The 14492-nt window shown below is 64.5% G+C and carries 15 protein-coding genes, 1 tRNA gene and 1 pseudogene; 13 read left to right on the top strand and 4 right to left on the bottom strand.

Going from position 1 to position 14492, the window contains the following annotated elements; genetic code table 11:
• The first annotated feature begins 269 nt into the window (after positions 1 to 269).
• The 4 genes from clpX (at position 270) to NK718_RS08255 (ending at position 4851) form a co-directional block, all read left to right on the top strand.
• Complete coding sequence (clpX, locus tag NK718_RS08240; protein WP_254740500.1) at positions 270 to 1535, top strand: ATP-dependent Clp protease ATP-binding subunit ClpX; 1266 nt, start codon at positions 270 to 272, stop codon at positions 1533 to 1535.
• Positions 1536 to 1769: 234 nt separating this feature from the next.
• A complete protein-coding gene (gene lon, locus NK718_RS08245) occupies positions 1770 to 4196 on the top strand; it encodes an endopeptidase La (protein ID WP_254740502.1) in 2427 nt (808 codons plus the stop codon).
• A 178-nt stretch (positions 4197 to 4374) separates the two neighbouring features.
• Positions 4375 to 4650, top strand: coding sequence for an HU family DNA-binding protein (locus tag NK718_RS08250; RefSeq protein ID WP_254740504.1), 276 nt, complete (start codon positions 4375 to 4377; stop codon positions 4648 to 4650).
• Positions 4651 to 4775: 125 nt separating this feature from the next.
• Positions 4776 to 4851, top strand: a tRNA-Val gene (locus NK718_RS08255).
• 30 nt (positions 4852 to 4881) lie between these two features.
• Here the strand turns inward: NK718_RS08255 and NK718_RS08260 are convergent.
• Entirely contained in the window at positions 4882 to 5547 is a 666-nt protein-coding gene (locus NK718_RS08260; protein WP_254740506.1) for an SOS response-associated peptidase, read from the bottom strand.
• A 163-nt stretch (positions 5548 to 5710) separates the two neighbouring features.
• Here NK718_RS08260 and NK718_RS08265 point away from each other — a divergent pair, with 163 nt between their 5' ends.
• Complete coding sequence (locus NK718_RS08265; protein ID WP_254740508.1) at positions 5711 to 5896, top strand: DUF3606 domain-containing protein; 186 nt, start codon at positions 5711 to 5713, stop codon at positions 5894 to 5896.
• Between the two features lie 25 nt (positions 5897 to 5921).
• Here NK718_RS08265 and NK718_RS08270 read toward each other — a convergent pair whose 3' ends face one another.
• Positions 5922 to 6068 carry a hypothetical protein gene (locus NK718_RS08270; protein WP_254740510.1) on the bottom strand — a complete coding sequence of 49 codons (147 nt, stop codon included), beginning with the start codon at positions 6066 to 6068 and terminating at the stop codon, positions 5922 to 5924.
• Positions 6069 to 6636: 568 nt separating this feature from the next.
• Here NK718_RS08270 and NK718_RS08275 point away from each other — a divergent pair.
• From NK718_RS08275 to NK718_RS08305, 7 genes and pseudogenes are all read left to right on the top strand, one after another.
• Positions 6637 to 6950: pseudogene (locus NK718_RS08275) on the top strand (HigA family addiction module antitoxin).
• Positions 6951 to 7074: 124 nt separating this feature from the next.
• Positions 7075 to 8337 carry a tyrosine-type recombinase/integrase gene (locus tag NK718_RS08280; protein WP_256515500.1) on the top strand — a complete coding sequence of 421 codons (1263 nt, stop codon included), beginning with the start codon at positions 7075 to 7077 and terminating at the stop codon, positions 8335 to 8337.
• Between the two features lie 309 nt (positions 8338 to 8646).
• Positions 8647 to 8814, top strand: coding sequence for a hypothetical protein (locus NK718_RS08285; protein ID WP_254740514.1), 168 nt, complete (start codon positions 8647 to 8649; stop codon positions 8812 to 8814).
• 218 nt (positions 8815 to 9032) lie between these two features.
• Complete coding sequence (locus tag NK718_RS08290) at positions 9033 to 9221, top strand: helix-turn-helix transcriptional regulator (protein ID WP_254740516.1); 189 nt, start codon at positions 9033 to 9035, stop codon at positions 9219 to 9221.
• A 68-nt stretch (positions 9222 to 9289) separates the two neighbouring features.
• Entirely contained in the window at positions 9290 to 11041 is a 1752-nt protein-coding gene (locus NK718_RS08295) for a bifunctional DNA primase/polymerase (RefSeq protein ID WP_254740517.1), read from the top strand.
• 126 nt (positions 11042 to 11167) lie between these two features.
• Positions 11168 to 11467, top strand: coding sequence for a hypothetical protein (locus NK718_RS08300; RefSeq protein ID WP_254740519.1), 300 nt, complete (start codon positions 11168 to 11170; stop codon positions 11465 to 11467).
• A 391-nt stretch (positions 11468 to 11858) separates the two neighbouring features.
• A complete protein-coding gene (locus tag NK718_RS08305) occupies positions 11859 to 12785 on the top strand; it encodes an HNH endonuclease (protein ID WP_254740521.1) in 927 nt (308 codons plus the stop codon).
• Positions 12786 to 12840: 55 nt separating this feature from the next.
• Here the strand turns inward: NK718_RS08305 and NK718_RS08310 are convergent, their stop codons facing one another.
• Positions 12841 to 13050 (bottom strand): helix-turn-helix domain-containing protein, encoded by a 210-nt coding sequence (locus NK718_RS08310; protein WP_254740523.1) that lies wholly within the window; start codon positions 13048 to 13050, stop codon positions 12841 to 12843.
• Between the two features lie 88 nt (positions 13051 to 13138).
• Between NK718_RS08310 and NK718_RS08315 the strand changes: the two genes are divergently transcribed.
• Positions 13139 to 13423 carry a hypothetical protein gene (locus tag NK718_RS08315; RefSeq protein WP_254740525.1) on the top strand — a complete coding sequence of 95 codons (285 nt, stop codon included), beginning with the start codon at positions 13139 to 13141 and terminating at the stop codon, positions 13421 to 13423.
• A gap of 7 nt (positions 13424 to 13430) precedes the next feature.
• Here NK718_RS08315 and NK718_RS08320 read toward each other — a convergent pair whose 3' ends face one another.
• A complete protein-coding gene (locus NK718_RS08320) occupies positions 13431 to 14483 on the bottom strand; it encodes a restriction endonuclease (RefSeq protein WP_254740527.1) in 1053 nt (350 codons plus the stop codon).
• Positions 14484 to 14492: the final 9 nt, after the last annotated feature.

Here is a 14492-nt window from a genome sequence, read left to right on the forward strand (position 1 = left end):
CGGTTTTCGAATGAGGGAACGGGCGTGGCCGGACGCCTGTTTTCCTGTCGCCAGTCCACTCCTGTCCGGGGTTGGACCTATTGATCCCGATCCGGCACCGTGTTTGCATCGCAAGCGTGGCCTCGATTCCGTCATGGTTTCGGTGTCGGACAGGGATCGAGTTTCCCGGTTCGGGCCTGGGGACGCTACCGTTTCTTAGGCCGAGCCCTATAACGTGATCGAACGAGCAGCGGCGGCCCCGTTTCGCTCCGATCGAGTGGAGGTTTGCCATGAGCAAAGTCGGCGGCGGTGATTCGAAGAGCACGCTGTACTGCTCGTTCTGCGGCAAGAGCCAGCACGAAGTGCGCAAGCTCATCGCGGGTCCTACGGTCTTCATCTGCGATGAGTGCGTCGAGCTCTGCATGGACATCATCCGCGAGGAGAACAAATCCTCGCTGGTGAAGTCGCGCGACGGCGTTCCGACGCCCAAGGAGATCCGGAAGGTCCTGGACGACTACGTCATCGGCCAGGATCACGCCAAGAAGGTGCTCTCGGTCGCTGTCCACAACCATTACAAGCGGTTGAACCACGCGACGAAGCACAACGACGTCGAGCTCGCGAAGTCCAACATCCTGCTGGTCGGGCCGACCGGCTCGGGCAAGACGCTGCTGGCCCAGACGCTGGCCCGCATCCTGGACGTGCCCTTCACGATGGCCGACGCGACGACCCTCACCGAGGCCGGCTATGTCGGCGAGGACGTCGAGAACATCATCCTGAAGCTGCTCCAGGCGTCCGACTACAATGTCGAGCGGGCCCAGCGCGGCATCGTCTACATCGACGAGATCGACAAGATCTCGCGCAAGTCGGACAACCCTTCCATCACCCGCGACGTGTCGGGCGAGGGCGTCCAGCAGGCGCTGCTGAAGATCATGGAGGGCACGGTGGCGTCCGTGCCGCCGCAGGGCGGCCGCAAGCATCCCCAGCAGGAGTTCCTGCAGGTGGACACCACCAACATCCTGTTCATCTGCGGCGGCGCGTTCGCCGGGCTGGAGCGGATCATCCAGTCGCGCGGCAAGGGCACGTCGATCGGCTTCGCGGCCAAGGTCGAGGCGCCGGACGACCGGCGCACCGGAGCGATCTTCCGCGAGGTCGAGCCCGAGGATCTGCTGAAGTTCGGCCTGATCCCCGAGTTCGTCGGCCGGCTCCCGGTCATCGCGACGCTGGAGGACCTCGACGAGCCCGCGCTCAAGAAGATCCTCACCGAGCCGAAGAACGCCCTGGTCAAGCAGTACCAGCGCCTGTTCGAGATGGAGGACGTCGAGCTGACCTTCGCGGACGAGGCGGTGTCGCTGATCGCCAAGAAGGCCATCGAGCGCAAGACGGGCGCGCGCGGCCTGCGGTCGATCATGGAGGGCATCCTGCTCGAAACGATGTACGACTTGCCGAGCCTGGAAGGCTGCGAGCAGGTGGTCATCGGCCCCGAGGTCATCGAGGGCAAAGCGCGGCCGCTCTACATCTATTCCGACAAGGCGAACGAGGCCGCCTCCAGCGCCTGATTGCAAGAATCGCGCCGGGCTCCCGCCCGGCGCGCGCCGCCCGCTTGAACGGCGGGCGTCCAGGGGCCATCTCATGGCTCAGGTAAGCCGGTTCGCTCATCAAACAGGCCGAATGGTCTGGAGGGGCCGGGTGCGTCGCGCCCCGCGCGGAATGTTCCGCGCGCCGCGCATCTCGTTCGCCGGGCGGTCCATACCGGAGGTCCTCGCGAGCGCACCAGAAAGGCGAAGGTTCAAATGACGACTACCAGACAGCGTCCTGAGTTCACGCCGGGGTCGGTCGACACGCATCCCGTGCTGCCTCTGCGCGACATCGTCGTCTTCCCCCACATGATCGTTCCGCTCTTCGTTGGCCGCGAGAAGTCCATCAAGGCTCTCGAGGAGGTCGTGAAGAGCGAGAAGCTGATCCTTCTGGCCACCCAGAAGAACGCGGCGGACGACGACCCGGCGACGGACGCCATCTACACGATCGGCACGCTGGCCAGCGTTCTGCAGCTGCTCAAGCTCCCCGACGGCACGGTCAAGGTGCTGGTCGAGGGCGTCGGGCGCGCGCGCGTTCGCTCCTACGTCCGCTCGGAGGAGTACTACGAGGCCGAGGCCGAGGCGCTCGAGGATCTGGTCCCCAACCGGGTCGAGGCCGAGGCGCTCGCCCGCTCGGTGGTCAGCGAGTTCGAGAGCTATGTGAAGCTCAACAAGAAGGTGTCGCCCGAGGTCGTCGCGGCCGTCGGCCAGATCGACGACTATTCCAAGCTCGCCGACACCATCGCCTCGCATCTCGCCGTGAAGATCACGGACAAGCAGGACGTGCTCGAGATCACCGATGTCGCCAAGCGCCTGGAGAAGGTGCTGGGCTTCATGGAGAGCGAGATCTCCGTGCTGCAGGTGGAAAAGCGCATCCGCTCGCGCGTCAAGCGCCAGATGGAGAAGACCCAGCGCGAGTACTACCTCAACGAGCAGATGAAGGCGATCCAGAAGGAGCTCGGCGACGAGGACGGCAAGGACGAACTCGCCGAGATCGAGGAGCGGATCGAGAAGACCAAGCTGACCAAGGAGGCGCGCGACAAGGCGATCGCCGAGGTCAAGAAGCTGCGCCAGATGTCGCCGATGTCGGCGGAGGCGACGGTCGTCCGCAACTATCTGGACTGGATGCTGTCGCTGCCGTGGGGCAAGCGGTCCAAGGTCAAGAAGGACCTGGCCGCCGCCCAGGACGTCCTCGACAACGACCACTACGGCCTGGACAAGGTCAAGGAACGCATCGTCGAGTACCTGGCGGTCCAGCAGCGCGCCAACAAGCTGACGGGCCCGATCCTGTGCCTCGTCGGCCCTCCCGGCGTCGGCAAGACCTCGCTCGGCAAGTCGATCGCCAAGGCGACGGGACGCGAGTTCGTGCGCATGTCGCTCGGCGGCGTGCGTGACGAGGCCGAGATCCGCGGCCACCGGCGCACCTATATCGGCTCGATGCCCGGCAAGGTGATCCAGTCGCTGCGCAAGGCCAAGACGTCCAACCCGCTCTTCCTGCTCGACGAGATCGACAAGATGGGCATGGACTTCCGCGGCGACCCGTCCTCGGCGCTGCTGGAGGTGCTGGATCCCGAGCAGAACAGCTCGTTCAACGACCATTACCTCGAGGTCGACTACGACCTGTCGAACGTGATGTTCGTGACGACGGCGAACACGCTCAACATCCCGCCTCCGCTGCTCGACCGCATGGAGGTGATCCGCATCGCCGGCTACACCGAGGAGGAGAAGGTCCAGATCGCGCGGCGCCACCTCATCCCGGAGGCGCAGAAGAAGCACGGCCTGGCCGACAAGGAGTGGTCGATCGACGACGCCGCGCTGCAGATGCTGATCCGCCGCTATACGCGGGAGGCCGGCGTCCGCAACCTGGCTCGCGAGATCTCCAACCTCGCCCGCAAGGCGGTGAAGGAGATCCTGCTCACCAAGAAGAAGAAGGTCGGCGTCACCGACAAGTCGCTGCCCGATTTCCTCGGCGTTCCGAAGTTCCGCTACGGCGAGACCGAGACCGAGGACCAGGTCGGCGTCGTCACCGGGCTGGCGTGGACCGAGGTGGGCGGCGAGCTGCTGACCATCGAGGGCGTCATGATGCCCGGCCGCGGCAAGATGACCGTGACCGGAAACCTGAAGGACGTGATGCGGGAATCGATTTCGGCGGCGGCGTCCTACGTCCGCTCCCGGGCCGTCGATTTCGGCGTGGAGCCGCCGCTGTTCGACCGGCGCGACATTCACGTCCACGTTCCGGAAGGCGCGACCCCGAAGGACGGCCCCTCGGCCGGCATCGGCATGGCGACCGCCATCGTGTCCGTGCTCACCGGCATCCCGGTGCGCCACGACATCGCGATGACGGGCGAGGTGACGCTGCGCGGGCGGGTGCTGCCGATCGGCGGGCTCAAGGAGAAGCTCCTGGCGGCGCTGCGCGGCGGCGTGCGCAAGGTGCTGATCCCGGAGGAGAACGTGAAGGACCTGGCCGATCTCCCGGCCAGCGTGAAGAACGGCCTGGAAATCGTGCCGGTCTCGCGCATGGAGGAGGTCATCCAGCACGCGCTCGTTCGCCAGCCCGAACCGATCAAGTGGGAAGAAGATCTGTCCGCCCTCAAGCCGAAGTCGATCGGCGACGAGGAAAGTGCAGGCATGATCGCTCACTAAACTTCGCCATTAATTGTCAAGAGTCCCCGGCTCACGCCGGGGACTTTTTTATGCGCGACACCCTGGCGTTCCTGGGGAATGCGGGATGTCAATGCTTGAAATGCGCGCCTAAACCTGAAAGAAGCCGCGCACCGTCGATTGCTCGACGTGACCATTTCAAGGACAAGGAGAATTCCCGATGAACAAGGGCGATCTCGTCGCCGCCGTGGCGGACCAGGCGCAGCTCAGCAAGCCGCAGGCTTCGGCGGCCATCGAGGCCATGCTGGGCGCCATCACCGACACGCTGAAGCAGGGAGACGAGGTGCGCCTGGTCGGGTTCGGCACGTTCCTCGTCGCCGACCGCCCGGCCGGAGAGGCGCGCAACCCGCGCACGGGCGAGACCATCCAGACCAAGGCGTCGCGCGCCGCCAAGTTCAAGGCCGGCGCGGGCCTGAAGTCGGCGCTGAACGGCTGAGGCCGCCGGGGAGGGACGGCCGCGCGGTCGTCCCTTCGCTCCCGCGCGGCGCGCCTGCGGGCCCCGCCGCCCGGAGCGCGTAAATCCGCTCACACTTTCCCCCGTCATGCTCTAAGAGAGCGAAGGGGCGGTTAGCTCAGCTGGTAGAGCGTCTCGTTTACACCGAGTAGGTCGGGGGTTCGAGTCCCTCACCGCCCACCACTCCGCCGCAGCCGCGGCCTACCTCCCGCCTTAAAACGCCAACCCCGCAGGCGCGAGCCCGTCCTGCCGGTCTCCGCGCGCCACGACGCGCAGCACGCCGTCGGGCAGGGGACGCTGCAGGGCCACGGCTTCGGCCGCCGGCGCGGTCATCCAGGCTTCGATCTCCTCGGTGCCGGTGAGGATCGCCGGCATCGCCTTGGGATGGACCGCGCCGACCTCGGCGTTGGCGTCCGTGGTCAGGAAGCCGAACAGGCGATGCTCGCCCTCCACCGGTGCGGACTTGGGGCCGCGCACGCCGCGCCAGGGCGTCCAGATGCCGGCGAAGAACGCCAGCGGCCGGCTCTCGTCCAGCGCGAACCAGACGGGCGTCTTGCGCGGCTTCGTGTCCTCGTACTCGCAGAACGAGGTGAACGGCACGAGGCAGCGATTTGCCGGCTTCAGCCAGGCCCGCCAGTGCGGGCTCTTCGTGTTGCGGATGTTGGTGACGGCCTGCGTGCCGTAGGCCGGCGGGCACGGCATGCCCCAGCGCAGCATCGCCAGCTCGCGCGCGCCGTCCGGGGCGTTGATGACGACCGGAGCCATCTGGTCGGGAAAGATGGCGGGCAGGGGAGGCAGGTTCCCCGTCGTGTCGCGAAGCGCGCGCGTCAGCGCCACGATGGCGGCCTGGCCCTTGGTGAGGCTGTAGAGATTGCACACGGCGCGACGCTCCCTCCCGATCCTCTGCGCGAGGCAGCCTGCAACGCGCCGCGCGGCCGGTCCACCGTCGTCTGCCGGAAGCGGCCGCCGGCGCGCGCGGAACCCTTTGGACGCCCTCGCGCGTTTGGGCTGCGAAAGCAGGAGCACGGCCAGGAGGACGACGATGGCGGACGACAAGTCGAAGCGCGGCGCGCGGGATCGCGCCACGGTGGCGGGTGACGAGCCCTACGAGGTGGGCTACTTCGCGCGCAAGCACGGCATCAGCCGCGACCAGGCCCAGAAGCTCATCGACCGCATCGGCGGCGACCGCGACAAGCTCAACGCCGCCGCGGCGAAGCTGAAGGGCTGAAGCCAGCCCGAAGCGGGCTCGGTTGTCAGTCGGAGGGCGCGAACCAGTCGGAGGCGGCAGTGCGCGCCCCATCTCCGCCCAGCCCGGTGCGCCGGAGCGGGTCGGAGCGCCGCGTCCAGCAGCTCGCGCCGAGCACGAAGAGGATGACGAGGGCGAGGAACGCGTAAGCCATGGGCCCCGCATAGCAAGGCCGAAAACCTTTTACACCTTAAGCTTCGGACGAACTGTAAGCGCCCGCCCACCGGCCCGCGCCCAGTGTTTCCCATCCTTGCCGGACATCGGATTTTGAGCGCCGACCGGCGGCCGAGCCGTGGCCACGCGTAGTTCGTGGGGGCTCGCTCGTCCGCCGCGCACGCGGCATGAGCCTGCCGCGGGTCCGTTCGGCCGCGCGTAGCGTCACAGCGAGAAGGAAAATGGTGCCCAGGGGCGGAATCGAACCACCGACACTGCGATTTTCAGCGAGGTAGGAAGTTTTTCAATCTCGTTAGAACTCGTAAATTCCTTAGTGAAGGCAACGATTTGTGCGTTTTCGACCGTTTCGTTCCGTAAGGCTCCGTAAGAACGAAACGTGTTTCCTGAAACCCCAGTCGTCACCCCGGGTGGGCGCGCTCACAGAATGGTGACTATATTCCTTCTCTGATCCGGAGAGGTGCAGAGCGCCAGTCTGCCATGGCACCTTGAAGTGCCATACAAGCCAAATCTGGCGTCTTGAGCCGCCAATGCGGAAGGAGGACCGAGCAATGTCGGAATCGTCGACTGTCACGACTGATCTTCTGCCGAACCCGACACCGGGCGAAATCCTCAATGAGGAGTTCTTGAAGCCGCTGAGCCTAAGCCAAAACGCTCTCGCGCGCGCGATCGGTGTTCCGCCGAGTCGCATCAACGAAATCGTCTCGGCAAGCGCACGATCACAGCTGACACTGATTTGCGGTTGGCTCGGTATTTCGGTTTGTCCGATGGTTTTTTCCTAGGCCTGCTGGCTGATTATGACTTGATGGCCCGCCGTCGCCAGATTGGCGATGACCTCGCGAGCATCGTGCCCCGCGCTGTGTGAGCGGGAGGCAACATTATTCACCAATCAAGGACTGACAAACCGCGTAAACCCTTGTCAGAGCTTGCCACCTCTTCACGAGAACGACGGGACTGACGGATCGGCTCCGTCGTCTTATGCGTCGTTCATGCGCAAGAGGCTCACAACCCGTTTCGTTGAGACTTTCCCACGGCCCAAGGTGAAGAGGGTCGAGGTGTGGGACGAAGTGCTCACCGGCTTCGGCATGCGTGTCTCGACCGAAGGCAAAATCAGCTGGTTCGTCTCGGTCCGCGTCGACGGCAAGCCTGTGCGGCACACGATCGGGCGATACCCCGCCTTTTCGCTGGTGGAGGCACGCGAGGCCGCACGCAAGGTGCAGCGCGACGTTCAGCAGCAAACCTATCGTAGGCCGAAAGACGTCAAGCCGCCTCCCAAGGCGGTGACCCTCGGCGATGTGGTGCCCCGCTTCATCGAACTGCACGCCAAGCCGAAGAACCGGACGTGGCGAGCGCAGGAGGCGACACTCAAAAAACTCGCGTGCCTGTTCGACAGGCCGATCAAGGAGATCCGGCGAAGCGACGTGGCCAACGTCCTCGACCGCATCATGAAGGAGGGAGCTCCCAAGGGCGTGAACACGTCGCTCGCCACGCTCAAGACGCTGTTCGGTTGGGCGCTGGACCGCGGCATCGTCGACATTCATCCGCTCGCCGGCATGAAGCGGCCGGCGAAGCTGATCTCACGCGACCGCATTCTCTCGGACACTGAAATCCGCGCCTTCTGGGCGGCGACCTTCCAGCTCGGGCCGATCTTCGGGCCGATGTACCGGCTCCTGCTGATCACCGGCCAGCGGCGCTCGGAAATGGCCGAGATGGAGTGGGCGGAGATCGACTTCGAGCGGCGGCTCTGGACCATCCCTGGTGCGCGGGCGAAAAACGGCCGACCGCACGATGTACCCTTGCCAGCGATGGCTCTCGACGAGTTACGAAGCGTGCCGCGTTTCATGCGCTCGACCTTCGTCTTCACCACCTGCGGCGAGACGCCCGTTTCGGGCTATGGGCGCTGCAAGACTGCACTCGAGGAAGCGGTGAACGCGCCAACCTCCTGGCGCATCCATGACCTGCGCCGCACGGCCGCTTCGGGGATGGCGCGGCTTTCCGTCCCGCCGCACGTGATCGAGAAGATCTTGAACCACCTCACCAGGCAGATTTCCGGCGTCGCAGCCATCTACAACCGCTACGGCTACGAGCGCGAAAAACGCGACGCCATGGAGCAGTGGGCCGACTTCCTCGCGCGGCTGGCCCGCGAACCTGTGCCCGAGGTCAGAACGGCCAGCGGCACGGCCAAGCGCACCGAGTTCTTCGCCCAATTGCAGGAGAGGGCGCAGCCTGCGAGACTTCAGCGCATTCGCTGACAGTCGTTCTTGCAGGCCTTTTCATGCGCTATTTCAGGCTCCCCGGGCGGGAAAATGAACTATGGGAGCAGAGCCGCTCGCTGGCCGAGGTCTCACCCGACGAACTAGCCAATTATCTGCCGGACTGCCTGATCGCGGACCCGGCTTGGACGAACCGGCGGCACGCTTATTCCGATGAGCAGGTCAGTTAGGTTCGGTTGCTGTTCCGTCTCGGCGATGATGTCACCGACGACTGCCTGCACCGGCACCTGGGAACGAGCCTATGACCTCGCCTGCTATCTCAGTCCGAGGTTTCATCCGCAGAGGCCAGTGAAGCAGCCGGAGAGCCGCGTCTTCGCCGAGTTCGTCGAAGCGCTTGCGAAGCCGATCTTTCCGAAGGGCACCCCATTCGTCGCAGCGGTGCGCAGCTTCGTGGCCGAACTGGATGCCGCCTGCCAGCGCTTCGCACAGGAGCAAGGCCTCCCGCCCCGTGGCTGAGAAGACCTGTTCCAGCCTGCGTTCTCAGCTACCGCAACTTTCCCGGAATTCCCTTAACTGTGCTGATTAGGAGACCTCGTCACGCCAACTCACGCGGTCTCACGATGATATCCCTTCGAACGAATGCCGGTCGCGCGGTCGCCAAGGTACGTCCGCTGAAGGAAAGCGTCGCTGCCTTCGATGCGCCGAAGCAAGCCGATCCGCCGCGCGTCCTTGAGATGCAACCCGTCTTGCTCAGCCGCGAGGATCTGCGGGCGCTGGGCATCCACGCGTCGAACCCAACGCTGATCAAGTGGGAGAAGGCCAAGACCTTCCCCGCCCGCATCCGCCTGTCGCCCGTCAAGATCGCGTGGCGGCGGGACGAGGTGCTGGCCCATCTCGACGCTCTCGCGCTGCGGCGCATGTAGACAGCCTTCTCCTTCCTTCCCATTTCAGGACCACTCCCATGCGAAAGCCCTTTCGCCTGACGGAGGCTATGCGCTCGCGCGTCAAGAAGACGGCGGCGCTGGCCTATGCCGAAGCAGGCCATCCCATTCTCGCCCTTTTCGGCGTCACTGAAGGCGCCTGCGATTGCGGCACCCCGAATTGCCCCAGCGCCGGCAAGCACCCGATGACCCGCTACTTCCCCCACGGGTTCAAACATGCCACCACCAACGTGGACGCCATCGAGCGCATCTGGACCAAGCACCCCAACGCCAATATCGGCCTGGTCCCGACCCGTGACCTCCTGATCGTCGATATCGACGGCCCGAAGGGGGAAGCCTCCGTGGCCGCCCTGGACCTCCCGGAGACGCTGTCCCAGCGCACGGGTAAAGGCCGGCATGCGGTCTTCACCTGCGAGGGACTATCGGGCTGGAAGGCTCCCAAGCTAGAAGGCGTCGATTTCCGCTACAACGCGAACGGCTATATCGCGGTGTCGCCATCGACGCATGTGTCGGGACGCTCCTACCGCTGGCGCTCCGGCCACGACCGGCCAGCCAAGCTCGACCATCGAATCTTCAAGGCTCCCCGCCTGCTCCGGATCGATTTCGGCGCGACGACCGACACGATCAAGGAAGGCGGCCGCAACACGCGCCTCGCCAGCATCGCCGGGGCGCTGCGCGCCAAGGGCGTTCCGGAAAAGGCCATCGCCGAAAGCCTGGCGAGGATCAATCGCGAGGTTTGCGATCCGCCCTTGCCGCCACACGAGGTGCGCAAGATCGCCAAGAGCATCGGCTCCTATCCGACGCCGAGCGAAGAGGCCTTCGGCGACCTCGCCGACGTCAAGGTCGAAGAGGTGGCCTGGCTCCTGCGGCCCTACTTCCCGCGTGGCGTCGCCAGCGTGATCGAGGGCGATCCCGGCATCGGGAAATCCAACTTCACCATGGCGCTCATCGCAGCCCTCACGACCGGGCGAGGCGTGCCGTGGTCGCCCGATACGCCACGTGGCGTGGTGTTGATCCTCAGCGCCGAGGATGACCCCGCGCGCGTCCTCAAGCCTCGCCTCATCGCCAACGGCGCGGATCTCTCGCATGGGCGTGTGTGGTTCGCACAAGAACTCTTCACGCTCGACGAAACCGGGCTCGACCTGCTTCGGCAGAAGATCGCCGAGGTCGAGCCGGCCCTCGTCGTGATCGATCCGCTCGTCGCCTATATGGGCGCGGGGGCCGACGTCCACAAAGCGACCGACATGACCCAGTTCTTTGTCGGCCTGTCGCGCATCGCCCGAGAGAACGATTGCGCCATCATGGTCGTCCGCCACCTGCGCAAGAGCCGGCAAGGCGATGCGCTGATGCAAGGACACGGGTCCGTCTCCATCATCGGCAGCGTGCGTTCCGCCCTCGTCATGGCCCGCCACCCCGACGACGCCGAGGTCCGCGCAGTGGCGCATTCCAAATCGAACTATGGACCGTTGGGGCCGACGCTCACTTTCACACTGGTGGCGACCGGCAGCGTTCCCGCCGTAAAGTGGCTCGGCACGGACGAAAACCTCACCTCGGATCGCCTGTTGCAACCCGCGCCGGGGCAGGGACCAGGACGCCCCACGCGCGAAGGCGACGACGTTCGGGCGTTCCTCTCGGCTTACCTCGCCAGTGGCGGCCGTGACTCACGCGCCGTGCGCACCGCCGCCGAAGCCCGCTCCTTCGCCTGGATCACCGTGCGCCGCGTCGCCAAAGACCTCGGCGTTCTCATGATCCGCGAGGGCTTGGCCTCGATCTGGTCGCTGCCTCCCAAGGCCGCACCGTGAGCGGTGCTCATTATTCGTAGCCCAGGAGTTTTGAGCACCGGCTCGGAGCCCGCTGGCCCCGCCAAAACCCGACCTAAAAAAGTGCTGACCTACAACCGCGCCCACGCTGCGAAAGAGGAGATTGCCATGACCATTCCATTCGACAGTCAATATCGCGACCGTATCCGAGACGCCGTCTGTGACGCCATCTTCAAGGCGTCTCACGATCCGGCCTCCGGCGGCGTGATCCTTCGTAGCGGCGAAGTGATCGACAGCCTCGTGACGGCCATGGCGATGACGATCGCGTATGCTCGGCGGGACGACAGCGACGCTGTAATCGCTCGCATCACGGTGCGCATCGCGCAGGACCTAAAGTCCCGCGAGCGGGCGTTCCGCCGTCACCTCGACGAGAGCAACGACGGCCACGTAGTCCGTGATCTTCACTGAAGCGACTGGTTGCCCATCGCGAAAATAGGCGACAGCTGATACAGGGCATATCCGGGGCGACGCGCGATGATCATCGAACGGCGAGCATCGCCATCCCGGACCGCCTCCAGAGCCGCGAACACCGACACTGCGAATGCCGATCGGACTGTCGGTGCGGCGGGCTTTGGCGAAAAGCGTGCGAATTGAAGCTGGTGCATCCGTAGAATCGAGCCGAGCCACAGTCTTGGGTTTCAATTCGCGCTCGACGACAAAAAATCGATGCGTCTGCGCGCAGTAGCGTGCGCGTAGGCCGCCGTTCGCGCTCCCGCCGCGGGATACCACCCGGCAAGCAGGGTTCGGCGAAACTGGCCGATCCTTGACCGGCGCAAGCCGGCCGGGATTCACTCCCGACATGACCAAGGCAGTGCTCACCACCAAAGTCGACCCCACCTACGACGATAGGCCGGAGGAGCGCTACCACTTCCCCCGTACCTACCTTCGTCAGGTCGAAGCCGCGGTGAGAGACTGGATCGTCTACTACGAGCCGCGCCGCACCACGGGCGACGTGCTGAGCAAGGGCGGCCGCCAAGCCTATTTCGCAACGGCGAGGATCGACGGGATCATCCCCGACCCGTCGCGGGCGGATCACTTCTATGCACTGGTGAGCGGTTATCTTGAATTCGAGCGGGCCGTTCCGTTTCGCGAGAACTTCGGCACCTATGAGAGGGCGTTGACCAAGGAAGACGGCTCCACCAACAAAGGCGCGTTCGGCCGCGCCGTGCGGAATATGACGGACGAGGAATACGATCTCATCCTCATGGCGGGTTACTCCCACACGCTCGGTCTGGCTCCTCGACAAAGACCGATCGGCGATGTGCCCGAGGAGATCCACCCCGGCTTCGGGGAAACCGCCCAAGCCCCCTATGAGGTCGACCGCCGCATCGTCGAACAACTTGTCTCGCGCCCGTTCCGGGACCGGGCCTTTTCAGCGGCAGTGAAAACCGCCTACGCCGATACCTGCGCCATGACCGGGCTGCGCATCATCAACGGCGGCGGCCGCTCCGAGGTGCAGGCCGCCCATGTCCGCCCGGTGGCTGATCGCGGACCCGACGCCGTGTCCAACGGCGTCGCGCTGTCGTCCACTGTACATTGGATGTTCGATCGAGGCTTGCTGTCGGTCGATGAGAACTACGACCTTTTGATCGCAAAGAGCACGGCCCCCGACACGCTGTCGCGGCTCCTCGTCCCCGAGCGGAAACTGAGACTTCCCGAGCGGCCAGAACTGTGGCCAGCGCAAACTTATCTCGACTACCACCGGCGGCAGGTCTTCAAGGGTTGAGACCGGCGCGAAGACAGTACCTGTGCGGAGGCGCGGCCTGCCTCGATAGGCGGGCTTACTCCCGCAGCAAGTCCGCCGCCCTCACGCCCAACGCCTCAGCCAGCCGCGCCACAATCGTCACGGTAGGATTGCGCACCCCGCGCTCGACACCAGACACATAGGTCCGGTCGATCCCGGCTTGATCGGCCAACGCCTCTTGGCTCAGGCCCACCGCTTGGCGAGCCTCCCGTAAGTTCCGACCGACAATCTTCCGAATGTCCTCCATGGGTGGAGAACGCCGTCCTGTGGACTATTCGTCCACGGACTATCGTCGACATTTCGGTTTGGAGTTTGCGATGTAGACGATAATCAACATGTCGAAGGAGGGCTTCGACATGTTGAACTGGCTATGGTGGGTGTTCGTTGGCGTGGCGACCGCGCCGATCTGGGGCACTTTCCTCTGGCACGCATACGAGTTCCGAGTGCGGCCGCTGTTCGTCCCCGGCGAGGAGATCGACCAGCTCGTAGCCACGATGTTGGAGCGAGACGACCCCGAGGAAGCCGCGTTCATCGAAGAACAGGCGGCTTGGTATCGGAATGACACGTTTGAGCAGGGGAAGTGGCGGCGGGTCAGGCAGAGCCTACGAAATCTCAGTTGAGGCGAGATCACTCCTGCTCGGCCAAAACCCAAATGCGCTTAAGTGGCAAATCGGCCTGAACGTCCTCGCTCAGGTGCTCATAGCTTTGTTGAACTGCCCGGACGACTTCGCCTGCATCCCAGATTCGGATCTCGAAGAATAGGCGCTGGGCCTCCTTGGCGAGTGCCTTTGTCACTCCGCCCCATGCGACGAGCAGCCCTTGTTCCGCCGAGAACTGGCGCATGACGCCCTGCAACTCACGAAGCACGGTCACGTCTGTCGACGTGTCCTGGGATTTGACCTGCACGACGAGGCGCGGAGGATCAAATCCGAGTGGCCCTTTGCCGGCAACGATATCGACGCCGCCATCCGCACCGGGTGGGGAGACCACGACTCGGTAGCCCTGAGTCTCCAAAATTGCCCCGACCAGCGTCGAGAGCTTGTGACCCTTGAAAGCAGTGGCGATCTTCGCGCGGATGGCGTCATCCGCGACCTGCACCAGATCGACCGGAGATGCGACATCATCTGCGGACGCTACGCTATCAGCCTGCTTCTTCGGTCCGGGCAGTCCGTTGGCGCTGCCAAGCTTTCCGGAAAGCGCTGGGTCACCTTTCCCATTAAGCACCGAAGTCACACGGACTTCCGCGTCATTACGATGTACTCGGCACACCGTCATGAACGAGCCGAATGAGTAGAGTAGATCCTGCGCAAAGGCGCTTCTCGGAACCTCTGTCAGCCACTCGACCGCCCTCGTGTGGCGGATTTCACCGTGGTCAGTCCGATACTTGTATGGCCCAGCGACACGCCCGATCGCGACTGCCGCGCGGGTCTTCAACGGCATGACCACAAGGTCACCCTTCGCCATTATGTGAGCGAACGGCCATAGCTGACTTTCCCAGTTGGAAAGCGTCTTGCCTTTTTCGTCGGGGTAATTGGTTTCGAGAGTGGCGTAGAGCTCTTCTCTGGTCTTGATGGCTTCCAAATCTGGAACGTTGTCCCAGCCGATGACCGCCAACCCGTTATCGAGCGCGACGCTTTCGCGCTCACCATACTTGCCGGAACGGACAAGCCAAAGTGTCATGTGATCCAC

The organism is Alsobacter ponti (assembly GCF_024294805.1).
Classification (GTDB): Bacteria; Pseudomonadota; Alphaproteobacteria; order Rhizobiales; family Beijerinckiaceae; genus Alsobacter; species Alsobacter ponti.